22 protein-coding genes are annotated in these 25,771 nt (G+C 64.6%); 9 read left to right on the top strand and 13 right to left on the bottom strand.

Annotated features, from left to right (window positions below):
- Positions 1 to 46: 46 nt before the first annotated feature.
- From G6P99_RS02780 to G6P99_RS02800, 5 genes are all read right to left on the bottom strand, one after another.
- Positions 47 to 454, bottom strand: coding sequence for a nuclear transport factor 2 family protein (locus G6P99_RS02780; protein ID WP_029080575.1), 408 nt, complete (start codon positions 452 to 454; stop codon positions 47 to 49).
- A 124-nt stretch (positions 455 to 578) separates the two neighbouring features.
- Complete coding sequence (locus G6P99_RS02785; RefSeq protein WP_029080574.1) at positions 579 to 3,731, bottom strand: efflux RND transporter permease subunit; 3,153 nt, start codon at positions 3,729 to 3,731, stop codon at positions 579 to 581.
- A gap of 12 nt (positions 3,732 to 3,743) precedes the next feature.
- Positions 3,744 to 4,661: an efflux RND transporter periplasmic adaptor subunit gene (locus G6P99_RS02790; protein ID WP_029080573.1), complete on the bottom strand. Its 918-nt coding sequence runs from the start codon at positions 4,659 to 4,661 to the stop codon at positions 3,744 to 3,746.
- A gap of 273 nt (positions 4,662 to 4,934) precedes the next feature.
- Positions 4,935 to 5,588: an OmpA family protein gene (locus tag G6P99_RS02795; protein WP_029080572.1), complete on the bottom strand. Its 654-nt coding sequence runs from the start codon at positions 5,586 to 5,588 to the stop codon at positions 4,935 to 4,937.
- Positions 5,589 to 5,729: 141 nt separating this feature from the next.
- On the bottom strand, positions 5,730 to 7,313 hold the full coding sequence (locus tag G6P99_RS02800) for a caspase family protein (RefSeq protein WP_029080571.1): 1,584 nt from the start codon (positions 7,311 to 7,313) through the stop codon (positions 5,730 to 5,732).
- 497 nt (positions 7,314 to 7,810) lie between these two features.
- Here G6P99_RS02800 and G6P99_RS02805 point away from each other — a divergent pair, with 497 nt between their 5' ends.
- Positions 7,811 to 8,617, top strand: coding sequence for an N-acyl homoserine lactonase family protein (locus tag G6P99_RS02805; RefSeq protein WP_029080570.1), 807 nt, complete (start codon positions 7,811 to 7,813; stop codon positions 8,615 to 8,617).
- 63 nt (positions 8,618 to 8,680) lie between these two features.
- Positions 8,681 to 9,562, top strand: a complete 882-nt coding sequence (locus G6P99_RS02810; protein WP_051346181.1) for an NAD(P)-dependent oxidoreductase — start codon at positions 8,681 to 8,683, stop codon at positions 9,560 to 9,562.
- Positions 9,563 to 9,783: 221 nt separating this feature from the next.
- On the opposite strand, the gene G6P99_RS02815 is transcribed toward G6P99_RS02810, so the two are convergent.
- Positions 9,784 to 10,344 (bottom strand): MarR family winged helix-turn-helix transcriptional regulator, encoded by a 561-nt coding sequence (locus tag G6P99_RS02815; protein WP_371261162.1) that lies wholly within the window; start codon positions 10,342 to 10,344, stop codon positions 9,784 to 9,786.
- A gap of 168 nt (positions 10,345 to 10,512) precedes the next feature.
- Between G6P99_RS02815 and G6P99_RS02820 the strand changes: the two genes are divergently transcribed.
- The 5 genes from G6P99_RS02820 (at position 10,513) to fahA (ending at position 16,089) form a co-directional block, all read left to right on the top strand.
- Positions 10,513 to 12,141 carry an FAD-dependent oxidoreductase gene (locus tag G6P99_RS02820; protein ID WP_029080567.1) on the top strand — a complete coding sequence of 543 codons (1,629 nt, stop codon included), beginning with the start codon at positions 10,513 to 10,515 and terminating at the stop codon, positions 12,139 to 12,141.
- 9 nt (positions 12,142 to 12,150) lie between these two features.
- Positions 12,151 to 12,378 carry a DUF2783 domain-containing protein gene (locus G6P99_RS02825; RefSeq protein ID WP_029080566.1) on the top strand — a complete coding sequence of 76 codons (228 nt, stop codon included), beginning with the start codon at positions 12,151 to 12,153 and terminating at the stop codon, positions 12,376 to 12,378.
- Positions 12,379 to 12,405: 27 nt separating this feature from the next.
- On the top strand, positions 12,406 to 13,362 hold the full coding sequence (locus G6P99_RS02830) for an MBL fold metallo-hydrolase (RefSeq protein WP_106324797.1): 957 nt from the start codon (positions 12,406 to 12,408) through the stop codon (positions 13,360 to 13,362).
- A 2-nt stretch (positions 13,363 to 13,364) separates the two neighbouring features.
- A complete protein-coding gene (gene hmgA, locus G6P99_RS02835) occupies positions 13,365 to 14,711 on the top strand; it encodes a homogentisate 1,2-dioxygenase (RefSeq protein WP_165127165.1) in 1,347 nt (448 codons plus the stop codon).
- 106 nt (positions 14,712 to 14,817) lie between these two features.
- Positions 14,818 to 16,089 (top strand): fumarylacetoacetase, encoded by a 1,272-nt coding sequence (fahA, locus tag G6P99_RS02840; RefSeq protein WP_165127167.1) that lies wholly within the window; start codon positions 14,818 to 14,820, stop codon positions 16,087 to 16,089.
- Positions 16,090 to 16,249: 160 nt separating this feature from the next.
- On the opposite strand, the gene G6P99_RS02845 is transcribed toward fahA, so the two are convergent.
- Both G6P99_RS02845 and G6P99_RS02850 read right to left on the bottom strand, forming a co-directional pair.
- Positions 16,250 to 16,561, bottom strand: coding sequence for a DUF1272 domain-containing protein (locus G6P99_RS02845; protein ID WP_029080562.1), 312 nt, complete (start codon positions 16,559 to 16,561; stop codon positions 16,250 to 16,252).
- Positions 16,562 to 16,644: 83 nt separating this feature from the next.
- Entirely contained in the window at positions 16,645 to 17,121 is a 477-nt protein-coding gene (locus tag G6P99_RS02850; RefSeq protein WP_029080561.1) for an Lrp/AsnC family transcriptional regulator, read from the bottom strand.
- A 123-nt stretch (positions 17,122 to 17,244) separates the two neighbouring features.
- Between G6P99_RS02850 and hppD the strand changes: the two genes are divergently transcribed.
- Positions 17,245 to 18,363, top strand: a complete 1,119-nt coding sequence (hppD, locus tag G6P99_RS02855; RefSeq protein WP_029080560.1) for a 4-hydroxyphenylpyruvate dioxygenase — start codon at positions 17,245 to 17,247, stop codon at positions 18,361 to 18,363.
- 183 nt (positions 18,364 to 18,546) lie between these two features.
- On the opposite strand, the gene G6P99_RS02860 is transcribed toward hppD, so the two are convergent.
- The 5 genes from G6P99_RS02860 to G6P99_RS02880 all read right to left on the bottom strand — a co-directional run bounded on the left by G6P99_RS02860 (position 18,547) and on the right by G6P99_RS02880 (position 24,107).
- Positions 18,547 to 19,659 (bottom strand): CaiB/BaiF CoA transferase family protein, encoded by a 1,113-nt coding sequence (locus G6P99_RS02860; RefSeq protein WP_029080559.1) that lies wholly within the window; start codon positions 19,657 to 19,659, stop codon positions 18,547 to 18,549.
- Positions 19,660 to 19,907: 248 nt separating this feature from the next.
- Positions 19,908 to 20,708 carry an FAD binding domain-containing protein gene (locus G6P99_RS02865; RefSeq protein WP_029080558.1) on the bottom strand — a complete coding sequence of 267 codons (801 nt, stop codon included), beginning with the start codon at positions 20,706 to 20,708 and terminating at the stop codon, positions 19,908 to 19,910.
- A gap of 13 nt (positions 20,709 to 20,721) precedes the next feature.
- Positions 20,722 to 23,061, bottom strand: coding sequence for a xanthine dehydrogenase family protein molybdopterin-binding subunit (locus tag G6P99_RS02870; RefSeq protein WP_029080557.1), 2,340 nt, complete (start codon positions 23,059 to 23,061; stop codon positions 20,722 to 20,724).
- A 91-nt stretch (positions 23,062 to 23,152) separates the two neighbouring features.
- Entirely contained in the window at positions 23,153 to 23,638 is a 486-nt protein-coding gene (locus tag G6P99_RS02875) for a (2Fe-2S)-binding protein (protein ID WP_029080556.1), read from the bottom strand.
- A gap of 133 nt (positions 23,639 to 23,771) precedes the next feature.
- The gene (locus G6P99_RS02880; RefSeq protein WP_245284643.1) at positions 23,772 to 24,107 is read right to left on the bottom strand and encodes a hypothetical protein; all 336 of its coding nucleotides are present in this window, start codon (positions 24,105 to 24,107) and stop codon (positions 23,772 to 23,774) included.
- Here G6P99_RS02880 and G6P99_RS02885 point away from each other — a divergent pair.
- Positions 24,091 to 25,758 carry a PQQ-dependent dehydrogenase, methanol/ethanol family gene (locus G6P99_RS02885; RefSeq protein WP_205751470.1) on the top strand — a complete coding sequence of 556 codons (1,668 nt, stop codon included), beginning with the start codon at positions 24,091 to 24,093 and terminating at the stop codon, positions 25,756 to 25,758. The two genes, G6P99_RS02880 and G6P99_RS02885, sit on opposite strands and share 17 nt — an antisense overlap.
- The last annotated feature ends 13 nt before the right edge of the window (positions 25,759 to 25,771 follow it).

Here is a 25,771-nt window from a genome sequence, read left to right on the forward strand (position 1 = left end):
AGCCCCGCAGTCCCTCGTTGGCTGCGGGGCTATTGCTTTGCGGGTGCTATGCGGAAGTGAGATGCTTTATCAGGGCGGTATCAGCAAACTCGATCAGTTCAACGATCTTTCCGTCGCGGATCGTGAACAGGTCGAGCATATCGGTGGTGAACGGGTGGTTCTTTGGAACGAAGCGGATTGTGACGCGCGAGTGGACGGCCGCGCGGTCACCGTCGATCAGGAAGCTGATATATTCGCGCTTGGTAAACTCGAATGCCGCGCACAATTGCGTCAATGTCTGCGTAAGATTCGAGTGACCGCGCGTGGCGCCGGCCACCACGAGCAGCTTGTCGTCGCCGACAAGCTCAAACGAGGCTTCGGCATGAAAATCAGCCAGGATGCCGGCGACGTCCCCTCTGCCTCGTGCAGCGTAGGCTTGTTCGATCAATCTGCGTACTGCTTCCCGATCGGCCATGATGCCGCTCCCTCAGAAATGTCGAATGAGGCATGCTACCATTTCGGGAATACAATTGAACAGGCAACCTTCAGCAGTTGCGGACCCGATTTCGAGCGATGACGCGGTGGGCGCCAGCCTCGGCTCATTCCGCGGCGGGTGAGATCATGCTCGGTGGGCCGGGCGGCTTCTTGGCTTCGTCGGCCGGATGCTCGCTCGGGGTCAGCTCGTGGTCGGCGTGCGAAACGACAAGCCGCTTGCCGAAGCGCCAGATCAGGCTGCCGATATCGTCCATCACCATGAACATCGCCGGCACGAACACCAGCGACAGCACGGTCGAGAAGATCAGGCCGCCGATCACCGCGAGCGCCATCGGCGAGCGGAATTCGCCGCCGGCGCCGAACGCTAGCGCCGACGGCATCATGCCGGCGGCCATCGCGATCGTGGTCATCACGATCGGGCGGGCGCGCTTCATGCCGGCGTCGATCATGGCGTCTTCGCGCGCCTTGCCGTCGCGGATCGCCTCCACCGCGAACTCCACCAGCATGATGGCGTTCTTGGTGACGATCCCCATCAGCATCAGGATGCCGATCCACACCGGTGTGGTGAGCTGCTTGCCGGTCAGCAGCAGCGCGCCGATCGCGCCCCCGATCGAGAGCGGCAGCGAGAACAGGATGGTGATCGGCTGCAGGAAGGTGCCGAACAGCAGCACCAGCACGGCATAGACCATCATCAGGCCGGCGGTGATCGCGGTGGCGAAGCCGTCGGACAGTTCGGCGAGGCTCTCGGCGTCGCCGGACGGGCTGACCTTCACTCCCTTGGGCAGGCTCTTCATGACCGGCAGGTCGTAGATCAGCTTGGTGGCGTCGCCGAGCGCGGCATTGCCGACCAGATCGGCGGCGACGGTGGCCTGCCGCTCGCGGTCGTAGCGGTTGATGCTGGTCGGGCCCTGGTCGAGCTGGATGTCGGCAACCACGGAGAGCGGCACGCCGCCGCGTTCGCCGCGCTGGCCGAGCGGCACACGCAACTGCTCCAGCATCTGCAGGTCGCTGCGCGCATTGTCCTCGAGCTGGACGCGGATCGGCACCTGGCGGTCGCCGGCGTCGAACTTGGCCAGCGCCGGGCCGACGTCGCCGATGGTGGCGACGCGGATGGTCTGCGACAGGCTCTCGGTCGAGACGCCGAGCCGCGCGGCGAGCTCGGCGCGCGGACGGATGCGCAGCTCGGGCCGGTCGAGCGCGGTCTCCGAGATCACGTTGGCGATGATCGGGATCCGCTTCATCTGCGTTGCCAGTTCGCTGGCGACGTTGTTGACGATGTTGCTGTCGGTGCCGGTGACGACGAGCGAGATGGCGCGCAGGCCGTTCTCGTCGAGGAACCAGAACCTGATATCGGGAACGTTCTCGAGCTCCTTGCCGATCGCAAGCTCGAGCTCGCGCTGGGTGATCTTGCGGTCCGCCTTCGGCGTGTAGTTGATGATCAGCGCGGCGCGGCGCACTTCTTGCGTGCCCGGCGGCACGCGGCCGCCGTCGACGAAGATGCTCCTCACCTCGGGCCGCTTGCGCAAGCGCGCCACGATCTCCTCGGTCACCTTCTCGGTGTAGGCGAGCTGCGAGCCGGGCGGCAGCTCCATCGCGAGCAGTGAGCGCGCGGTGTCCTGCGCGGGCAGGAAGCCCTGCGGCAGCAGCGTGATGCTCCAGATCGACGCGGCAAAGACCGCAAAGCCGATCAGCACCGTGATGTAATGGTGCTTCACCGACCAGGCGACGAGGCTGTGATAGCCGCGCAGGATAGGGCCGGGCGGCGGGTCGTCGTGGTCATGGTGCTTGAGGAAATAGGCGGCCAGCACCGGCGTCACGAAGCGCGCGGCGAGCAGCGAGAAGAACACCTGCACCGACACGGTGATGCCGAACTGCTTGAAGAACTGTCCGGCGATCCCCGACATGAAGCTCGCCGGCGCGAAGATCGCGATGATGGTGAGCGAGATCGCGATCACCGCAAGGCCGATCTCGTCGGCCGCTTCGAGCGCGGCACGATAGGGCGACTTGCCCATCCGCATGTGGCGGACGATGTTCTCGATCTCGACGATGGCGTCGTCGACCAGAATACCGGTCGACAGCGTGATGGCGAGGAAGGAGACCAGGTTGAGCGAGAAGCCGAGCAGGTCCATCGCCCAGAATGCCGGGAAGATCGACAGCGGCAGTGAGACCGCCGCGATGATCGTGGCCCTGATATCGCGCAGGAACAGCAGCACGATGATGACGGCGAGGATCGCGCCCTCGAACAAGGTCGAGATCGCGGCTTCGTAATTGCCCTTGGTGAACTCGACGGAGGTGTCGATCAGCTTGAGATCGACGTCGGGATAGGCAACCTTCAGTGCGTCGATCCGCTTCTGCACCGCGGCTGCGACCACCACGTCGCTGGCGCCCTTGGAGCGCTTGATGCCGAGCGCGACCACCGGCTCGCCGTTGAAGCGGGCGAAGGTGCGCCGGTCGGCGATGGTGTCGGTGACGGTGCCGAGGTCGTCGAGCCGGATTTCGCCGCCGCCGAACAGCGGGATCATCGTGCCGGCGAGTTCGTTCAGCGTCTTGGCGCCGGCCAACGTCCGGATCGCCTGGTCGTTCTTGCCGATCTCGGCGCGGCCGCCGGCGACGTCGACATTGGTGCCGCGCAGGATCTGGCTGACATTGACCGCGGTGAGCCCCACCGCCTGCAGCTTGTCGGGATCGAGCGAGACCAGGATCTCGCGCTCGACACCGCCGATGCGCTCGACCTGGGCGACGCCGCGCACGCCCTGCAGCGCGCGCTTGACCACGTCGTCGACGAAATAGGAGAGCTGCTCCGGCGTCTTGCCGGGCGAGATCGCGGCATAGGTCACGATCGGCAGGCCGATGACGTCGACGCGCTGGATCAAGGGCTCGGTGACGTTCTGCGGCAGGTTGGCGCGGACCCGCGTCACCGCGTCCTTGACGTCGTTGAGCGCGCGGTCGGTGTTGGTCTCCAGCGCGAACTGGATCGTGGTCACCGACAGGCCGTCGGTGATCGATGAGGAGATGTGGCGCACGCCCTCCACGCCGGAGACGCCGTCTTCGATCGTCTTGGTGACCTGCGATTCAAGTTCGGACGGCGCGGCGCCGAATTGCGAGACCGCGACCGAGATCACCGGAATGTCGGCGCTCGGCAGCCGCGTCACCGCGAGCCTGGTGAAGGAGACATAGCCCAGCACGAGCAGGATGATCGAGAAGACGATCGAGGGAAGCGGGTTCCGGATCGACCATGCCGAGATGTTCAAAGCCATTAGCGTGCCCGATTACCGTGTCCGAGTGCGATCGAGTTCGTCGGCGAACATGGTCTTGATCTGGTCGCCGTCATGCAGCGAGGTGCCAGCATCGGCCACGACGATTTCGCCGACGTCGAGGCCTTCAAGGATTTCGGTCGAGGTGTCGGAGGTCAGCCCGACGCGCACCCGGCGGGTCTCGACCGTGTTGCCCTTGACGACCTGCAAGGTCAGGCGGTCGATCGCGGTGCGCGGCACCGCGACGCCGCAGGAGCGCTTGGCGTCGATATTGGCGCGCGCGAACATGCCGACCTTCAGCGTCGGATTGTTGTTGATCGTGATGCGGACATGTCCGAGCTGGGTGGTGCGGTCGATCTGCGGCGAGATCAGGCGGACCTTGCCGACCATGTCGGGCGCATCGTCGCGGCTGATCCGCACATTGGCGCCGGGGTTGAGCTTCAGCAGCTGGAAGCCCGGTACCTCGGCGTCGAGCTCGATCTCGTTGTTGATCGAGATCCTGAACATCGGCGGCGCCTGCGGCGAGGCCGGCGCGCCCGGTGCGGTGCGCACCTCAGTGACAAGGCCGGCCGCCGGCGCGCGCAGCACGATCGGCTTGGCATTGCCTTGAGCGGCCTGCTGCGGCGGTGGGGTCAGCCGCGCCAGTTCCTGGTTCTCGGTCACGGTATCGCCCTCGCGGACCAACACGTCGGTGACCTTGGAGCCTTCCTGGTCGACATTCACCTGAGCCTCGCGGCGCGGCACGATGAAGCCGGTGACGCGGACCATGTCGGAGAAGCAGGCATTGGTCGACTTCGTCACCACCACCAGCGCCTGGCCCGGCGTCTCCTTCTCCTCCGGATGGGAGCGGTGCTCGAACGCGTAATAGGCGACAGCGAGGATGATGACAAACAGCGTGCCGAGCGCAGGCTTGAGGTATTGGGAAAAATTCATCACCGGATCAATCCAGAACTTGTCGCGCCAGAACGTGTCGCGCCATGGGTGTTCGTCGAAGTCTCATCCCGCCCGCCATCGTATTTGTTTGAGCATGCGATAGGCCGGTGTCCATTGTTGGGGATCATGCCCTGACGTCATGTGAGGCGGGTCACGTGTGGGCCGCTTAGGACCTCGGTCCAAAGCATTGACCCAAAAGCAAATGCGCCCCGCCGGGGTGCGGGACGCATTGTAACCGCAAAAAGGCGGTCCGCCACGCCCATCGCTTCCAGATCACTTGGAGGCGGTGGCCTTGTTTTCCATATTCACGACCTGCACGCGCCGGTTGACGTCCGCCATCGGGTGGCCCGGGTCCTTCAGCTTGCTCTTGCCGTAGCCGACGGTGACGAGATCGGTGCCGTTGATGCCGTATTTGTCGACCAGATAGCGCTTGATGGCGTCGGCGCGGCGCTCCGAGAGGCCCTGATTGTACTCCTCGCCGCCGGCGGCGTCGGTGTGGCCGGCAACCACGAAGGTCGAGCCCTTCAGATCCTGATTGGTCAGGGCGCGACCGAGCGCCTGCACCGACGCCAGCGACTTGGCGCTAATGTCGGCGGAGTTGTAGTCGAAGTTGATCTCGAGATCGATCTTGGGCTTGTCCTGGACGATGGTCGCGATTTCCTCGCGTTCGGCCGAGGACAGCGAGCGGGTGGCGCGGCCACGGACGCTCTGCACGAATTTGGCCTGGTCGGCGTTCAGCTCGGGCGACGTGGTCTGCGGGCCGGCCGACAGGCCGCGGGTCAGCGACTTCTTGTCGGGCGTCAGCGCCTTGATGATCTGGTCCTCGGTGACGTTGTCACCGGCGCGGACGGCGGTCATGCCGAACGACAGCACGATGCCGGCGGTCATGATTGAAAGGATCGCGGCCTTTGCCGACGGCTTGAACATTTCGGTCCCCCCTGCGCGAGCTGGCGCGGTTCCAGGCAATTATTCAGATCGATTGCCGGCAGCGGTGCCCGGCACGCACCCTCTGATTAGTCGTGCAATTCCATCAGCGGTTCGAGTCGCGGGCAGGCCTCGTTCGATTGGTCATTGCACGCCGTAGTCGGCGAATTCCTTGACGATATTCGGATCCATCGCCTTGGCGTTGGCGATGTCGAGATCGCCTTCCGCGACCGCGCCGTTGCGCTTTTTGGCAAGGCCCCGCCCGTACAGCGACGAGGTCAGCCGCGGGTTGATCTTCAGCGCAGCGTCGAAATCGGCGATCGCGTTCTTGTTCTGCCCGCCCTTCAGGTTCATCAGCCCGCGGCTGTCGAGCGCGTCGACGAAATTCGGGCGCAGCCGCAGCGCCTCGTTGCAGTCCTTCAGCGCCGCCTGCAGGTCGCCGATGACGGTGCGAACCCAGCAGCGGTTGTTATAGGCCTCGACGTCCTTCGGGTTCAGCCGCAGCGAATTGGTGAAATCCTTCACCGCGAGGTCGTAGGCACCCTTGCTGGCATAGACCTGGCCGCGGCGGTACAGCGCGGCCGCATCATCGGGGTTCTTGTCCAGTTTTTCGCTGAGGCTCTTGATGGTCGGATCGTCGGCAAGCACAGGCGAACTGCTCGGCGCCGGGGTCGGCTGGATCACCACCGGTGGGGGTGGCGCAGGTGGCGGCAGCGCGATCTCGGGCGCCTTTGGCGGGGGCGGCGGTGAGGTCGGCGCTGTGGCGACGGGCGGCTTCGGCGGCGCCGGTGCCGGCGTCGGCGCGGTTGCCGCGGGTGGCGTCGGCGTGGTCGCCGGAGGCGGCGCAGGCGGAGGTGAAACCGGTGGCGCGGCTGCCACCTCGGGCGACGGCGATGCGGCAGGCGCGGGAGCCGGTGCAGCGGTCGACGGCCCCGCCGCGCCGCTTGGACTGGCTGCGCCACCAGGAATGGCTGCGCCGCCTGGAATGAACGAGAAGTCCGCGGCGAGGGACGACGAGATCCACGGCACCTGTTCCTGGCGCGAGGCCCGGGTGACGCCAACGCGGGTGCGGTTCAGCGTTTCCTCCGCCATCAGGTCGGGGGTGCGGATCTCCTTCAGGAGTTCCCGCACGAACAGGCTGTGGTCGCTGCCATTGTCCGAGATGACGGACGACAGTGCCGCCGAATACATCACCAGCGTACCGTTGGGCGCGATCACCGGGGCAAGCCCGGCCGAGAAGCTGCGGAAGCGGCGCTCGAACGGGTTGCGCCTCGAGGCGTCGACCAGGGCGATCTTCACCCCGGCGCCGCGGCTGTTGATCTCGCCGAGCACGGTCTCGAGGCTGAAACCGTCGCGGCGAACGTCGGCTTCGGCCCAGATCTGGGCATCGACCGGGATCATGTAGCTCTGCCGGTTCGACTGGATGCCGTAGCCCGAGAAGAAGATCAGGGCGACCGAGCCCGGCTTGATCCTGCCATAGAGCCTTTCGAAGGCGCGGCGCATGCCGTCGCCGGTCAGGTTCTCGCCGACCTCGACGGTGAAGCCGTCGCGCTTGAGCTCGTCGGCGACGTCACGCGCGTCGTTGATCGGCTCCTTCAGCGGCGCGTCGGCGTCGGGATATTTGGCGTTGCCGATCACCAGCGCGAAGCGGTCGCCGGCGGCGAAGGACAGGGTCGGCGACGCGATTGAAAAAATCAGCGTGGCGAGCAAGGCAAGGCGGATTTTCATAATCGCGGCAAATCCAGATCGCGGCTTCCAATGAAATGGCGCCGCTTCGAGCCTGCGCCTCGGGGACCTTACTCTAGAGCCATTTCCGTTCCGATGGAAATCGGAACGGGGCTCTAGATTCTTGTTTTGACGCGTTTTCTTGACGCGAGCCGGTGGCCATCCCGCATCAAGTGCGGGACAGGCTTCGCTCGAAAACGCTCTCACGAAAACCCATTATCAAACCACGGCCAAACCCGCGTCAACGGCTTGCGGCGCCATCGCTAATCGCGGCGGTGATGGCGAGGCCGCAGTGCAACAGCTGCGATCATGGCCGCCATCGCCGTCGTGGCATAGTGCGGGTTCCTGCGACCGGATAATGTGATTGCACTCACAGAGGCGCTCGCCCCCTGTCATGCGCTCGTCGCACTTCGCGCGGTTTGACCTTTGCGCGAGGCGATGGCTTTGTGGTCGGGACGGCAAGCCGTGCAAAACAAGCCACGCAAACAAGAGCGAAACCGATGGGAAACGCCTACGAAATCTACGCCCTGCGCTATGCGACGATGTCGCCGCGCACGCCTCACCTCAACTTCCTGGTGCCCGATCCGCACGACACCACCGCGCAGGATCTTGATTATTTCGTCTGGCTGGTCCGCGGCCACGGCCGCGACATTCTGGTCGACACCGGCTTCAACGCCGAGGAGGCCAAGGCGCGCGCCCGCAAGCTGACGCTCAATCCGGTCGATGCGCTGGCCGGCTTCGGCGTCAGTGCCGATGCGATCCGCGACGTCATCGTCACTCATCTGCACTATGACCACGCCGGCAATCTCGATCGCTTCCCGAACGCCAGATTCCATCTGCAGGAACGCGAGATGAGCTACGCGACCGGCCGCTGCATGTGCAACGGCATGCTGCGCCATCCGTTCTCCATTGAACACGTCACGCAGATGGTGCGTCACGTCTATGGCGAGCGCGTCACCTTCCACTCCGGTGACGGCGAGATCGCGCCCGGCGTCACCGTGCACCGCGTCGGCGGCCATTCCGACGGCCTGCAAGTGGTGCGGGTCGAGACCCCGCGCGGCCCGGTCGTGCTGGCATCCGACGCCGCGCATTACTATGCCAACCTGCACAAGCGCAGCCCGTTTCCGATCGTCTACAATGTCGGCGATATGGCGCAGGGCTGGGAGACCGTCGAGCGGCTCGCAGGTCATCCGGACCGCTTCATCCCCGGCCATGATCCGATCGTCAGCGAGATCTATCCGCGCGCCAGCGACAAGGTCGATGCGTTCGCGCTGCATCTGGCGCCGTCGCGATCGTTCGCGAAATAACCTCGCCGGTTTGGGCGGGGTGCATGCACAACACCTCAAGAAACGTCAAAAAGAAGAAGCGATATGACTGACTATAAGACTCTCGGGTTCATCGGCCTCGGCGTGATGGGTGAGCCGATTTGCCGCAACCTGGTCAGGAAGAGCGGCGAGCGCGTCGTCGTGTTCGACCTGTCGGCCGAACCGCTGCAGCGGCTGCGCGCTGACGGCGCCGAGGTGGCTGAAACGGTCGCCGACGTCGTCAGGCAGAGCGACGTGCTGTTCCTCTGCCTGCCGAGCGCCAAGCATGTGCGCGCGGTGTTCGAGGGCGACGGCATTTTGAAGAACGTGAGGAGCGGCCAGATCGTGGTCGATCTCGGTACGTCGTCGGTGAGCCAGACCCGCGACTTCGCCGGGCAATTGCAGGCCAAGGGCGTGGCCTGGGCCGACGCGCCGATCGCGCGCACGCGGCAGGCAGCGCAGGACGGCACGCTCAGCGTGATGGTTGGCGCGGAGCCCGCGCTCTATGCCGCGATCGAGCGGCTGATCCGCTGCTTTGCCACCGACGTCACCCATTGCGGCGAGGTCGGCGCCGGGCAGGTGACCAAGATCCTCAACAACATGGTGCTGTTCGAGACCGTGAACGCGCTGGCCGAGGCCGTCGCGGTGGCAAAGCACAATGGCGTCGATCCGAAGCTGTTGCTCGATACCCTGTCGAAGGGCTCGGCGGACAGCTTTACGCTGCGCAATCACGGCATGAAGGCGATCGTGCCAGGCGTGTTTCCCGAGCGCGCGTTCTCGACCGAATATGCGCTGAAGGATCTGTCCTACGCACTGGAACTGGCGGCCGACGCCGGCATCACGATCCGCGGCGCGGAGCTGATCGGCACGGTGTTGCAGCAGGCGATCGACAAGGGATCGAAGGACAATTACTTCCCGGTGATTGCGAAGCATATCGGCGGGGCGTAATTCCCTCCGTCGTCATTCCGGGCTCGACGCTGCGCTTTGCCCCGGCATGACCTGTATTCGGGAGGCTCGAAGCCAACCCCCAGCGTCGTCCTGGCGAAAGCCAGGACCCATTACCACAAATGTCGCTCATTGCGCTTCGCTGGAACGACGATTCGTGTTCACGACACCGGGCGCGGAGTATGGGTCCTGGCTTTCGCTAGGACGACAGCGGAGTGCGCCGCCTAATACACGTCCTTCGCGTCGGCCTCTTCGCTGGTCTGCACCAGTTCAAGGCTGGTCTCGATCTTGCCGAGCAGGCGTCCGAGATCGCGGCGCTCCTGCGCGGACAGGCAGGAGATGATCTCTTGCTCCTTGCGCAGCAGGCGCGGGATCAGCTCTTCGTACAGCGCCTGGCCCTTTTTGGTCAGCTGCAGGCGGAATTCGCGGCGGTCGTCGGCATTCTCGACGCGCTCGACGATCTCGCGCTCCATCAGCGCCGACACCGCGCGGCTGATGGTGGATTTATGCGTGCGGGTGCAGTGCGCGATGTATTGCGCGCTGCAAGGATCGCTGCGGAAGCCCAGCGTGGCGAGCACGCGCCATTCCGGAATGTCGAGGCCGTAGCGCGCCTGATATTCGCTCGATAGCGCCGAGCTCACCTCGGCCGCCAGCCGGTTGAGGCGGAACGGCATGAAGTGGAAGAGGTCGAGGCGCTTCTTTCCTGGCGCGGCATTGTCGCGCACGTCCGCGTCCACGGCGCTGCGCGGCCGCGCTGGAGGCTGGCTTGCAGAGGTCCTGGCCAAAAATCTCTCCAATTTGAGTTGACGGCGGCCCCGACTGGGGGTTTAAGATAGTTGCAAGTGAGACTAATTTAGCAAGGTCGCGGCCGACCCGCAAGGTCCTGGTCGCAAGCCGGTCACACAGAACCGCAGCCAAGGGCCGCGGCGCAAGGGAACATCCAGGGTCATACAATGGCAAACGCCAATACGGCACAGGCCAAAACCCAGTTCGGCTATCGCCACCACCCCGACCAGGAGCGGTCGGGCGCCAACATGGCGGAGCATCCCGTTGTCGTGGTCGGCGCCGGGCCGGTGGGGCTGTCGCTTGCGATCGACCTCGCGCAGCGCGGCCAGCGCGTGGTGCTGCTCGACGATGCCGACCGGATCGGCGAGGGTTCGCGCGCGATCTGCTTCTCGAAGCGCTCGCTGGAGTTCTGGGACCGCCTCGGCGTCGGTGACCGCATGGTCGAGAAGGGCGTGGTGTGGAGCGTCGGCAAGATTTTTCACGGCGCCTCGCAGCTTTATCAATTCAACCTGCTGCCCGAGGAGGGTCACAAGCGGCCCGCCTTCATCAACCTGCAGCAGTTCTATGCCGAGGCCTATCTGGTCGATCGCGTCGAGCAGCTGCCTGGGATCGATCTGCGCTGGCGCAACAAGGTGATCGCGCTGGAGAGCCGCAATGATGGCGTCGCGCTGACCATCGCGACCCCCGACGGCTCATACCAGGTGCATGCCTCTTTCGTCGTCGCCTGCGACGGCGCCCGTTCCTCGCTGCGCCAGATGGTCGGCGCGGATTTCGCGGGGCAGGTGTTCGAGGACCAGTTCCTGATCGCCGACGTCAAGATGACCGCGGCGTTCCCGACCGAGCGCTGGTTCTGGTTCGATCCGCCGTTCCATTCCGGACGCTCGGCGCTGCTGCACAAGCAGCCGGACGACATCTGGCGGATCGATCTGCAGCTCAATCCGGATGCCGATCCGGTGGCCGAGAAGCAGCCGGAGAATGTCCGGCCGCGGATCGAGCGCATGCTCGGGCATGACAAGTTCGAGTTCGAATGGATCTCGCTCTACAAGTTCCAGTGCCGTCGGATGGCAAAATTCATCCACGGGCGGGTGATCTTCGCCGGCGATTCCGCACATCAGGTCTCGCCGTTCGGCGCGCGCGGCGCCAATTCCGGGCTCGAGGATGCCGAGAACCTGGCGTGGAAGCTCGACCGCGTGCTGCGCCGGCTCTCGCCCGAAGGCCTGCTGGAGAGCTATCATATCGAGCGCAGCGCGGCGGCGGACGAGAACATCCGCGAGTCGACCCGCTCGACCGATTTCATGGCACCGGCGACGAAACAGGAGGCGCGGCTGCGCCAGGCGGTGCTGTCGCTCGCAGAGAATACCGAGTTCGGCAAGCGCATGGTCAATGGCGGCCGGCTGTCGGTGCCGTCGGTCTATGACACGCCGCTGTCGAGCGGCGATCGCGACGACTGGCGCGGCGGTCCGCGGCCGGGCGCCTCGATGCTGGATGCCCCGGTGACCGAGCAGGGTGGCGGTTCCATTTATTTGACCGACGTTTTCATCAGGCAGGGAACGCGTTTCACGCTGCTGGAGTTTGGCAATGGCGCGGCAGCCGATGTCCCTGATGGCGTCGGCCGCATCCGGATCGGCGGTGAGGGCGGCCTTGTCGACACGCAGGGGCTCGCCGGCAAGCGCTACGATGCCGAGCCCGGCACCGCCTATCTGCTGCGGCCGGACGGCTACGTCGCGGCGCGCTTCCGCAACGCTGAGCGGCCGTCGCTCGATGCGGCGCTGGCGCGCGCCGCCGGCCTGAACTGAGGAGCGGTCATGGCGCTGTCGACCAGTTCGAATTTCGCAAAGCCCGATGACGCCTTCCGCGCCATCGTTGAGGCGCATCGCGGCCTCACCGAGGCGCAGAGCGCCGATCTCGATGCCGCGCTGGTTCTGGTGCTCGCCAACCATATCGGCGATCTCGACGTGCTGCATGAAGCGATCGCGCTGGCGAAGCGGCGGATGCTGGACGCGAGCCAGCAGCAGCAACAGCAACAACAATAGACTGATCAAACGGACAGGATTGAACTGATGGCCAAAGGTTTTGCATCGACCACGGATCTCGCGGAGAAGAAGGTCACCTTCTCCGAGATCGGCACCGATCTCTATGCCTTCACCGCAGAGGGCGATCCGAACACCGCCGTCATCGTCGGTGAGGACGGCTGCCTGGTGTTCGACGCGCAGGCGACGCCGGCGATGGCGAACAAGGTGATCGAGCGGGTCAAGACCGTCACCGACAAGCCGATCAAATATGTCGTCCTGTCGCACTATCACGCGGTGCGCGTGCTCGGCGCGTCGGCCTATCACGCGCAGGGCATCGTGGCCTCGCAGGAGACCTACCGGCTGATCCAGGAGCGCGGCCAGCAGGATTGGGATTCCGAATATGGCCGTTTTCCCCGTCTGTTCCAGGATGCCGCGAGCATTCCCGGCCTGACCTGGCCGACGCTGACCTTCGAGGGCGAGATGTCGATCTATCTCGGCAAGCGCGAGGTGCGGCTGATGCAGCTCGGCGCCGGCCATACCTCGGGCGACATCGTCGCCTGGGTGCCGGACGCCGAGGTGATGTTCTCCGGCGACCTGATCGAATATCACTCGGCCTGCTATTGCGGCGACGCGCATTTGCGCGAATGGCCGATGACCTTGAACGAAATCCGCGCCTTCAATCCGAAGGCGATCGCGCCGGGCCGCGGCGATGCGCTGAAGGGCCTCGAGACCGGCCGTGATGCGATCGCTATGACCCGCGATTTCGTCACCACGCTCTATGGTGCCGCCGAATCCTCAGTCGCCAAGGGCCGCAGCTTAAAGGAATCGATGGCGGCGACGCGCGAGGTGATGGATCCGAAGTTCTCGAAGTTTGCGATCTACGAGCACTGCCTGCCGTTCAACGTTTCGCGTGCCTATGACGAGGCGTCCGGGATCGACGATCCCGTGATCTGGACCGACAAGCGCGACCAGGAAATGTGGGCCGCCCTGCAAGGAGGAGGATAGAAATGAACATCAACACCTCGCCTGATCAGATCGTTCGCAGCTCGGGGCAAGTGACGCCGGGCTACATGTCCGGCTTCGGCAACAGCTTTGAGACCGAGGCATTGCCCGGCGCGCTGCCGATGGGGCGCAACTCGCCGCAGCGCTGCGCCTACGGGCTCTATGCCGAGCAGCTATCGGGCTCGCCGTTCACGGCGCCACGTGGCACCAATGAGCGCTCCTGGCTGTATCGCATCCGTCCGTCGGTGCGGCACTCCGGCCGGTTCGCCAAGGCCGACGCCGGGCTGTGGCGCACCGCGCCGTGCCACGAATACGACATGCCGATCGCGCAACTGCGCTGGGACCCGGCGCCGATCCCGAAGCAGGACATGGCCTTCCTGCAGGGCGTGCAGACCATGACCACGGCCGGCGATGCCAACACCCAGGCCGGCATGGCGGCGCACATCTATCTCATCACCAAATCGATGGTCGATCAGCATTTCTACAACGCCGATGGCGAGATGATGTTCGTGCTGCAGCAGGGCAATCTGCGCCTCGTTACCGAATTCGGCCGCATCGATGCCGAGCCTGGCGAGATCGTGGTGATCCCGCGCGGCGTCAAATTCCGCGTCGAAATTCCCAATGGTCCGGCGCGCGGCTATCTCTGCGAGAATTACGGCGGCGCGTTCACGCTGCCGGAGCGCGGCCCGATCGGCGCCAACTGCCTGGCCAATTCGCGCGACTTCCTGACGCCGGTCGCGAGCTACGAGGACAAGGACACGCCGACCGAGCTCTACGTGAAATGGGGCGGCGCGCTGTTCAAGACCACGCTGCCGCACTCGCCGATCGACGTGGTCGCCTGGCACGGCAATTACGCGCCCTACAAATACGACCTGCGCACCTTCTCGCCGGTCGGTGCGATCGCGTTCGATCATCCGGATCCGTCGATCTTCACGGTGCTGACCTCGCCGTCGGAGACCGCCGGCACCGCGAATATCGACTTCGTGATCTTCCCGGAGCGCTGGATGGTGGCCGACAACACCTTCCGCCCGCCGTGGTACCATATGAACATCATGTCCGAGTTCATGGGCCTGATCTACGGCGTCTACGATGCCAAGCCGCAAGGCTTCGTGCCCGGCGGCATCTCGCTGCACAACATGATGCTGCCGCACGGCCCCGATCGCGAAGCCTTCGAGCACGCCAGCAACGGCGAACTGAAGCCGGTGAAGCTGACCGGCACGATGGCCTTCATGTTCGAGACCCGTTTCCCACAACGCGTGACGCAGCACGCCGCGACATCGGCGACGCTGCAGGATGATTACTCGGATTGCTGGAAGGGGTTGGAGAAGAAGTTCGACCCGAACAAGCCGTAGTGTTCATGTCGTCATGGCCGGGCTTGACCCGGCCATCCATCTTTCAAAGAGCGATGGATCGCCGGGTCAAGCCCGGCGATGACAGGTTAGTCACCGGAGAAGCATCTTGCCCCACCCTAACGACCCAAAACTCCGCTCCTTCATCGACGTCGCGCCGACCTCGGACTTCCCGATCCAGAACCTGCCTTACGGCGTGTTCTCGTCGAAGGACGGCCTCGCGCCGCGCGTCGGCGTCGCGATCGGCGACTTCGTGCTCGACCTCTGGGAACTCGAGCAGGACTCGCGGCTCGATGTCGGGCCGCTCGGCGTGTTCTCGCAACCCTCACTCAATGCCTTCATGGCGCTCGGGCCAAAGGTGTGGTCGGCGACGCGGGCGCGGATCAGCGAGCTGTTGCGCTCGGATCATCCGGAGCTGCGCGACAACAGGGAATTGCGGGCGCGCGCGCTGGTGCCGATGGCCGACGTCAGGCTGTACATGCCGTTTGCCGTCTCGGGCTACACCGATTTCTATTCGTCGAAGGAGCACGCCACCAATGTCGGCGTCATGTTCCGCGGCAAGGACAATGCGCTGCAGCCGAACTGGCTGCATATGCCGATCGGCTACAACGGCCGCGCCTCGACGGTGGTGGTGAGTGGCACGAAGGTCCGGCGCCCGCGCGGGCAGCTGAAGCCGCCGACCACTGAGGTGCCGAGCTTCGGCGCGTGCAAGCGGCTCGATTTCGAGCTGGAGATGGGCGTGGTGGTCGGGCAGGCGTCGCCGATGGGCGAGATGCTCACCGAGAAGCAGGCCGAGGAGATGATCTTCGGCTTCGTTATCCTGAACGACTGGAGCGCGCGCGACATCCAGCAATGGGAATATGTACCGCTCGGGCCGTTCCAGGCCAAGGCGTTTGCGACTTCGATCAGCCCGTGGGTGGTGACGCGCGAGGCGCTGGAGCCGTTCCGGATGCAGGGCCCGGCGCAGCAGCCGGAGCCGCTGGCTTACCTGAAGCAGGCCCAGCCGAATAATTACGACATGCAGCTCGACGTCGCGCTGCGCGCCGGCGCCATGAACGAGGCGAAGACGATCTGCAGCACCAACTTCAAATACATGTACTGGTCGTCGGTGCAGCAGCTGGTGCATCATGCCTCCAGCGGTTGCGCGATGAATGTCGGCGATCTCCTAGGCAGCGGCACGATCTCCGGCCCCGAAAAGCACCAGCGCGGCAGCCTCTTGGAAATCAGCTGGAACGGCACCGAGCCGGTCGAGCTTGCCAGCGGCGTGACGCGCTCGTTCCTCGAAAACGGCGATTCGCTCGTGATGCGCGGCTGGTGCCAGGGCGACGGCTATCGCGTCGGTTTTGGCGAGGTCGAAGGAACGATCGTCGCGGCGGAGTAATTCGCACGGGCGCTGCTTCACCTCCCCTAGAAAAGGGGAGGTCGGTTTGCGCAGCAAACCGGGTGGGGATCTGCTCTCTCCACGGACGCCAGCTCCCGCGACTGACCCCCATCCCACCTTCCCCCTTTCAGGGGGGAAGGAGCCCGAGAGCAGGGCAGCCTCACCGCTCCTCCGGCCTGATATCCTTCAGCCGTGCCGTATTCGCCGCGACATCGTCGAGGCTGTATTTCAGATGCACCCGCTTGTCCGACGGCGGCTGGTTCACCGTGCAGACGCCCGGCCGCCACGGCTTGGCGGGGCGGATCGGCCGCGGCGCAAAGCCGCCGCCGCAGTTCGGGCAGACATTGCCGAGCTTGGTCTCGGCGCAGTCTGCACAGAACGTGCATTCATAGGAGCAGATACGCGCGTCCACAGCGCTCGGCGGCAAGTCCTTGTCGCAATATTCGCAGTTCGGTCGCAGCTGCAGCGCCATGGTCGTCTCTTTGCCGGATGTTAAAGCGATGATCGCAAATCACTTGCTGAATGCGAACGGCGTATTTCCCTCGATTTGCGCCATCACGTCTGTAGCAATTTGAGCGGCAGCTTCGTGCTCTCCTTCAACCGGTCGAGCACGATCGAGGAGCGCACATGCGCCACGCTCTGGTGCGGCATCAGCACGTTGTTGACGATATCGGACAGGCTCTTCAGGTCGCGCAGCATCACCTTGAGCACGTAGTCGGCATCGCCGGTCAGCGCATAGGCCTCCTGGATGTCGTCGACGCGGTTGACCAGCTCGCGAAACCGCTTGGCGTTGTCGGGCGAGTGGGTCGCGAGCGTAATGTGGATGAAGGCGATCAGGCCGAAGCCGAGCGCCTCGCCGGCCAGGTCGGCGTGGTAGCCGGCGATGACCTTCTCCTCCTCCAGCCGCATCCGCCTCCGCGAGCATTGCGAGGCTGAGAGCCCGACCAGGTCGGCCAGCTGCTGGTTGGTCAACCGACCGTCATCCTGCAGCGCGGCGAGCATTTTGAGGTCGAAGGTGTCGACTTCAGGCATGCGTCAAATATCCATTTCATGCACAGATCATGCGCGGTATTAGCAAAACAGGGGCAATTTTGCACGCACGTTGCGCGAGAGGTGACGGAAACTGATCTCCAGACAAATCAGGGAGTTACCGTCATGGGTCCGTTTCCGCACGACGCGCCGCCGGCCGAGATCAGCGCCGACAATCCGATGGGCACCGACGGCTTCGAGTTCGTCGAATATGCCCACCCCAATCCTGGCGAGTTGCACGCCCTGTTCAAGCTGATGGGCTTTGTCGCGGTGGCTCGCCACCGGACCAAGCGGATCACGGTCTATCGCCAGGGCGACATCAACTATCTCGTCAATGAGGAGCCGGGCACCCACGGCTTCAACTTCGTTGCCGCACACGGCCCCTGCGCGCCGTCGATGGCGTTCCGCGTGGTCGATGCCAAACTCGCCTATGAGCGCGCGATCGCGCTCGGCGCCGAGCCGGCGGATGTGTCGTTCGCCGAGAAGACGCTCGATGTGCCCGTGATCAAGGGCATCGGCGGCAGCCTGCTCTATTTCGTCGATCGCTACGGCGCCAAGGGTTCGGCCTATGATGCCGAGTTCGAATGGCTCGGAGCGGTCGATCCGCGTCCCGCGGGTTCGGGGCTGTATTACGTCGATCATCTCACCCACAACGTCCATCGCGGCCGCATGGATGTCTGGACCGGGTTCTATGCAAAGCTGTTTAACTTCCGCCAGATCCGCTTCTTCGACATCGAGGGCCGCGCGTCCGGCCTGTTCTCCCGCGCGCTGACCAGCCCGGACGGCAAGATCCGGATTCCGATCAACGAGGATGCCGGCGATTCTGGGCAGATCGAGGAGTATCTCAACGTCTATCGCGGAGAGGGCATCCAGCACATCGCCTGCGGCGCGCGCGATATCCATGCGACGGTCGAGACGCTGCGTTCGTCCGGCCTGCCGTTCATGCCGTCGCCGCCCGAGACCTATTTCGAGCGGATCGACGCCCGCCTGCCGAAGCACGGCGAGGACGTCGCGCGGCTACAGACCAACGGCATCCTGATCGACGGCGAGGGCGTGATCGAAGGCGGCCAGACCAAGGTGCTGCTGCAGATCTTCTCGGCGAACGCGATCGGGCCGATCTTCTTCGAATTCATCCAGCGCAAGGGCGACGACGGATTCGGCGAAGGCAACTTCAAGGCGCTGTTCGAGTCGATCGAGGAAGACCAGATCCGCCGCGGCGTGCTGAAGGTCGATCACGCCGCGTAGATACTGCGTAGCGTGCCACGCTAGGGCACAGCCAGCAGGTGTCGTCCCGGCGAACGCCGGGACCCATGCCGCGGAATTGATCGCGTATTCCGGATGGCAGTCCCGCGGAACGGTCGTGCGCCACAACGGCGTTGCAGGGTATGGGTCCCGGATCGCGCTCGCTTGTCCGGGACGACAGCGAGACTATTTCCCCGCCTTCCACGCACTCGTCACGTCGCCAATATCAGCCAGCTCCGGCTCGCGGATCGCGGACGGCGTGCGCGAGAAGCGCGGCGCGGGGGCGGGCTGGGTGACGCCGTGGCGCTCGACGAACACCTGGCGGGCCGCCATATGTGGATGCTTCGGCGCTTCCTCCATGGTCAGGATCGGCGCGAAGCAGATGTCGGTGCCTTCCATGATCGTGCACCAGTCGGCGCGCGACTTGCTCTTGAATACCTTTTCCAGCTTCTCCTTCAGCGCCGGCCAGGCCTTGCGGTCCATCTGCGCGTCGAAGTCGGCGTCGGAGAGGTCAGCATGCTTGCGCAGCAGCGCGTAGAACTGCGGCTCGATCGAGCCGATCGAGATGAAGTTGCCGCAGGAGCATTCGTAGACGCCGTAGAAATGCGCGCCGCCGTCGAGGAAATTCTGGTCGCGGCCGCCGCTCCAGCGGCCCTGCGCGCTCATATCGTAGAACATCGACATCAGCGACGCCGCGCCGTCGCACATCGCGGTATCCACCACCTGGCCCTTGCCGGACTTCTGCGCTTCCAGCAGCGCGGCGAGCACGCCGACCACGAGGTAGAGCGCGCCGCCGCCGAAATCGCCGACCAGATTGAGCGGCGGCACCGGCTTCTCCTTGGTGCCGATCGCGGCCAGCGCGCCTGTTATCGAGATGTAGTTGATGTCGTGGCCGGCGGCATTCGCCAGCGGGCCTTCCTGGCCCCAGCCGGTCATGCGGCCATAGACCAGCCTGGGATTGCGCGCGAGCACGACATCGGGGCCGAGACCGAGGCGCTCCATCACGCCGGGACGAAAGCCTTCGATCAGCGCGTCGGCATGGCCGAGCAGGTCGAGCACTTCGGCAATCGCGGCCTTGTTCTTGAGGTCGAGCTCGATCACCTTGCGGCCGCGGGTGGCCACCGCCTTCAAATTCTTGCCCGCGCCGACCCGGTCGAGCGTGATGACCTCGGCGCCCATGTCGGCGAGCAGCATGCAGGCGAACGGTCCGGGGCCGATGCCGGCGAATTCGACGATGCGGAAGCCGGCGAGCGGGCCCGAGGCGCGAGCGGCGGTCTGGGAGGCAGGTTTATCGAGCACGTTGCTGTTCCGTTGGTTGTGGGGCGTTAAGCGGCTGAGCTGTTGCGGCGGGCTTGGTGCCGCACTTCATGCGTTCTCCCAGCCGTCCGTGGGACGGTATTTTTAATTAGCTGATTAGCTAAATTGTCTCGCCTAATGCGGGAAGTGGCAAGCGTCTTTTGCCGCCGAACGCCGGTAAACGGAATGCCGGTAAAACGCGAACGGCGCGCATCGCTGCGCGCCGCCCCTGGACTTGTGTTTAGGCGCTATCAACCGGCCGCGGTCACTGCCCGCTGTCCCATCACCTTGATCAGGTTCGCGCGATAGTCTGCCGATCCGTGGATGTCGGCGAGCAGGCCGCTTGCCGGGATCGTCACGCTGTCGAGCGCCGAGGCCGACCAGTTTGCCTTCAGCGCCTGCTCGATCGGCGCCACCCGCATGACGCCGCTCTGCGACGCACCGGTTGCCGTGGCGCGGACGTCACCCGACTTGGTCTTGGCGACGAACACGCCGGTCAGCGCGAAGCGCGAGGCCGGGTTCGGAAACTTGGCGTAGCCCGCCTTGGCCGGAACCGGGAACGACACCGCGGTGATGATCTCGCCATCCTCGAGCGCCGTCGTGAACAGGCCCTTGAAGAAGTCTTCCGCCGCGATCGACCGCTTGTTGGTCTTGACCGTCGCGCCGAGCGCCAGCACCGCCGCCGGATAATCCGCCGCCGGGTCGTTGTTGGCGAGCGAGCCGCCGATGGTGCCGCGATAGCGCACGGCGGGATCGCCGATCATCGACGCCAGATTGGCGAGCGCGGGGATCGCCTTCTGCACGGCGTCGCTTTGCGCGACATCGTAATGCGGTGTCGCGGCCTTGATGGTGACAGTGTCGCCCGAAACCTCGATGCCGATCATCTCCTGCACCTTGGAGAGGTCGATCACGTCGGAAGGCGCGGCGAGACGCTGCTTCATCACAGGAAGCAGGGTCTGTCCGCCGGCAAGGAATTTTGATTCCGTGCCCTTGGCGAACGTGGCCGCGGCGTCAGCGACCGAGGAAGCGCGGTGATAATTTGTCTCGTACATGGCTCTTCCTCCCTCAACCGTGGATGGCGTGCCAGACGCGATCGGGCGTCGCCGGCATTTCAAGCTTGTTGTTGCCGATGGCGTCCGTGATCGCGTTGATCACGGCAGCCGAGGCGCCGATCGCGCCGGCTTCGCCGCAGCCCTTGACGCCGAGCGGGTTGCCCGGACACAGCGTCGTGGTGTGGGAGAGCTGGAACGACGGCAGGTCGTCGGCGCGCGGCATGGTGTAGTCCATGAACGACGCGGTCACGAGCTGACCGGTGTCGTCATAGATCGCGCCTTCGAGCAGCGCCTGGCCGATGCCCTGTGCGAGGCCGCCATGGACCTGGCCTTCGACAATCATCGGGTTGATCAGCCGGCCGAAGTCGTCGGCTGCCACGAAGTCGACGAAGGAGGTCTTGCCGGTGGCCGGATCGACCTCGAGCTCGCAGATATATGCGCCGGCCGGGAAGGTGAAGTTGGTCGGGTCGTAGAACGCCGTCTCCTTCAGGCCGGGCTCCATGCCGTCAGGCAGATTGTGCGCGGTGTAGGCGGCGAGCGCGACCATCGGCAGCGCGATCGACTTGTCGGTGCCGGTGACCTTGAACTCGCCATTCTCGATCACGATGTCGCTCTCGGACGCCTCGAGCGCATGCGCCGCGATCTTCTTGGCTTTGGCCTCGACCTTCTCCATCGCCTTCACGATCGCCGTGCCGCCGACCGCGAGCGAGCGCGAGCCGTAGGTGCCCATGCCGAACTGCACCTTGTCGGTGTCGCCATGAACGATCTGCACCTGGCTGATCGGGACGCCCAGGCGTTCTGAAATCAGCTGCGCGAACGTCGTTTCGTGGCCCTGTCCGTGGCTGTGCGAGCCGGTGAGCACCTCGATGGTGCCGACCGGGTTGACGCGGATCTCCGCCGACTCCCAGAGGCCGACGCCGGCGCCGAGACTGCCGACCGCCTTCGACGGCGCGATGCCGCAGGCCTCGATGTAGCAGGAGACGCCGATGCCGCGCAGCTTGCCACTGGCCTTCGCCTTGGCCTTGCGGGCCGGGAAGCCGGCATAGTCGATCGCCTTCATCGCGGCATCGATCGAGGCGTGGAAGTCGCCGATGTCATACGCCATGATGACCGGCGTCTGATACGGGAACGTGGTGATGAAGTTCTTCTTGCGCAGCTCGGCCGGATCGACCTTCAACTGCCGCGCCGCGGTCTCCATCATGCGTTCGATCAGATAGCTCGCCTCGGGGCGGCCTGCGCCGCGATAGGCGTCGACCGGCGTGGTGTTGGTGTAGACGCCGACCACCTCGGCATAGATCGCCGGAATCACGTACTGGCCCGACAACAGCGTCGCGTAGAGATAGGTCGGCACCGCCGAGGAGAACAGCGACATATAGGCGCCGAAATTGGCGTGGGTCTTCACCCGCAGGCCAAGGATCTTGTTGTCCTTGTCGAGCGCCATCTCTGCCTTCGAGACATGGTCGCGGCCATGCGCGTCGGTGAGGAAGGCCTCCGAGCGGTCGCCGGTCCACTTCACCGGGCGGTTGACCTTCTTCGAGGCCCACAGCGCCACCATCTCTTCCGGATAGATGTAGATCTTGGAGCCGAAGCCGCCGCCGACGTCGGGCGCGATCACGCGCAGCTTGTGCTCCGGCGCGATGTTGTAGAATGCCGACAGCACGAGGCGGGCGACGTGCGGGTTCTGCGACGTCGTGTAGAGCGTGTAGTGCTCTTCGGCCTGATCGTAATGTGCGACCGCAGCGCGCGGCTCCATCGCGTTCGGCACCAGGCGGTTGTTGGTGAGCTCCAGCGTCACCACATTGGCCGCCTTGCTGAAGGCGTCCTTCACCGCGGCTTCGTCACCGAGATGCCAGTCATAGACGATGTTGCCGGGAGCCTCGGGGTGCAGTTGCGGCGCGCCTGGCTTGATGGCGGCCTTGATGTCGGCTGCGGCGGGAAGCTCTTCATAGTTGACGACGACAGCTTCGGCGGCGTCCTTGGCCTGGTTCTTGGTCTCGGCGATCACGACCGCGACCGCCTGTCCGACAAAGCGCACGGTCTCCGGCGCCATCGCCGGCCACGCGCCCATTTTCATCGGCGAACCGTCCTTCGAGGTGATTGCCCAGCCGCAGATCAGATTGCCGACCTTGTCGTCGACGATCTGCTGCCCGGTCAGCACCGCGATCACGCCGGGCATCTTCATGGCCTCGGTTGAATCGATGCCCTTGACCTTGGCATGTGCATGCGGGCTGCGGATGAAGTGAGCGTAGCTCATGCCCACCATCTTGACGTCGTCGACGTAACGTCCCTGGCCGGTAATGAACCGGCGATCTTCCTTGCGCACGACGCGTGCGCCAATTCCTTCAACACCCATGGTCTGGTCCTCCCGACCGGAGATTCGTTTTGCCGCCGTTTCCATCGAGACTGGCGGTGATGAGCTTGATCGTATGTGCTGCGTGGGCCGGCTATTCGGCGGCCTGCGCGACCTTCATGCGGCCGGCTGCATCGAGCACCGCCTTGACGATGTTGTGGTAGCCAGTGCAGCGGCAGATGTTGCCTTCTAGCTCGTGGCGAACCGTTTCCTCGTCGAGCTTGCCACCATGGCGGTGCACGATATCGACCGCGGACATGATCATGCCGGGGGTGCAATAGCCGCACTGCAGGCCGTGATTGTCGCGGAACGCCGCCTGCATCGGGTGCAGTTCGTCGCCCTTGGCGAGGCCTTCGATCGTGGTGACGTTGGAGCCCGTGGCCTGGCCGGCCAGCATGGTGCAGGATTTAACCGCCCGTCCATCGACATGGACGACGCAGGCGCCGCACTGGCTGGTATCGCAGCCGACATGGGTGCCGGTGAGGTTCAGGTTTTCGCGCAAGAGGTGCACGAGGAGGGTTCGGTCCTCAACGTCGACCGAGACCGCCTTGCCGTTTACCGTCAATTTGACTGTAGACACGCGTTTCTCCCAATAGCTTCGTTATGGGCCCAGTAGATCACGCTTCATGTGGGGCGTAACCGCGATCAAAGTCGTAGTCGCGGCCCTGTCATGAAGGCGCCGGGCTGTGTTTCCGATCCTAGCAGGCGGCCGTTCAATGAGCAATTTGCAAGCTGGCAGCGACGCGCTCCGGCGCGATCAAATTGCGCTGCGGCGCAAGCGATTCTCGGCAGGCTGACGGTGCTCGCAACGTGCCGAAAATCGTCGCCGTGATTGCTACTACCTTCCGCCTATAACGGCGCAAAAGCGTTGCTGTCATTTTCATCGCCGACGCAGCGACAGAGATCGCTGGTTCATGAAATTGGGTAGCGATCCGCGCGCGCGATGCATCCATCGCGGCAACGAAACCATATTGGAGGAAGCCAATGAAGCTGAGGAGCGGGATTTTCTTTGCCGGCGTGTCGCTGGTCGCCATGGTGATGGCAGGCATTGGTGCGTCGAGAGCGAATGATTCCGTCGTGAAAGCGGCGTCCGATCCCAACGGATGGGCGATCGCAGGCCACGACTACGGCAATACGCGCTTCAGCCCGCTGAAGCAGATCAATTCCGAGAATGCCGGCAAGCTGCAGCTGGTCTACTCGCTGTCGCTGGCTTCGCTGCGATCCAACGAGTCTTCGCCGGTCGTGATCGGCAAGACACTGTACGTGTCGACCTCGTGGGGTCCGAAATTCGTCTATGCGATCGACGCCGCGACCGGCGCGCGCAAATGGACCTGGCAGCCCGATATTCCCGATGACGTGCTTCAATACGCCTGCTGCGACGTCAACAGTCGCGGCGTGTCCTACGCCGACGGCAAGCTCTTCGTCGGTCGGCTCGACGGCAACCTGACCGCGCTCGACGCCGAGACCGGCAAGGAGCTCTGGACCTCGACGGTGGTCGACTACAAGCAGGGCTCGGTCATCACCTCGCCGCCGCTTGTGGTTCGCGACAAGGTCATCACCGGCTTCGGCGGCGGCGAATACGGCGTTCGCGGCTCGTTGCAGGCGTTCTCGCTCAAGGACGGCAAGCTGCTCTGGCAGACCTACACGGTGCCGGCGCCCGGCGAACCCGGCAGCGACACCTGGAAGGGCGACACCGGGCTGCATGGCGGCGGCGCCGCCTGGCTGGTCGGCTCCTATGACGCCAAGTCCGACACGGTCTACTGGGGTACCAGCAATCCGGGACCGTGGAATACCGCGGTGCGCTCCACCGGCGACGGCAATTTCGGCAAGCTGACCAACCTCTACACCGCCTCGACGCTGGCGATCAACCCCGACACCGGCAAGATCAAGTGGCACATCCAGGGCACGCCGGCCGACGCCTGGGACTATGACGGCGTCAACGAGCTTTTGCTCGCCGACCTGAAGATCGAGGGCAATGAGACGCCCGTTCTGATGAAGGCCGACCGCAACGGCTTCTTCTTCGTGGCCAACCGCGAAACTGGCAAGATGATCTCGGCCGAGAAGTATGTCTTCGCCAACTGGGCCAAGAAGTGGGACATCACCACGATGCGGGCGGAAGAGGATCCGGACAAGCGTCCGGGCCCCGGCCATCCCGCCAAGGACATCTGCCCGAACCTGATCGGCGGCAAGAACTGGCAGCCGATGTCGTTCAACCCGGTGACCGGCCTCGTCTACATCCCGACCAACAATGTCTGCATGGACTGGTCGGTCAGCGACGTGAACTACAAGCGCGGCGTGTTCTATCTCGGCGCCGAATTCCCGACCAAGGAAGGCCCCGGCGGCTTCCTCGGCGAGCTCGTGGCCTGGGATCCCGTCGCCAACAAGAAGGTGTGGGGCATCAAGGAAGACCTGCCCTTCAACGGCGGCACGCTGACGACGGGCGGCAACCTGGTGTTCTCCGGCAACCTGCACGGTGATTTCCGCGCCATCGATGCCAAGAACGGCAAGGTGGTGTGGAGCAAGAACCTCGGCAGCGGCATCGGCGCGGGTCCGGTGACCTATTCGGTCGACGGCAAGCAGTATGTCGCGATCGTGGTCGGCCGCACCGCTGCGCTGCCGGCCTTCCTCGGTGACATCGGCAAGAAGATGGTCGCCGCAGCACCCGAAGGCGGCTCGCTGTTCGTGTTTGCCCTGCAGTAATGCATCGTCCAAG

This window comes from Bradyrhizobium sp. 6(2017), assembly GCF_011058295.2.
Lineage (GTDB): Bacteria > Pseudomonadota > Alphaproteobacteria > Rhizobiales > Xanthobacteraceae > Bradyrhizobium > Bradyrhizobium septentrionale.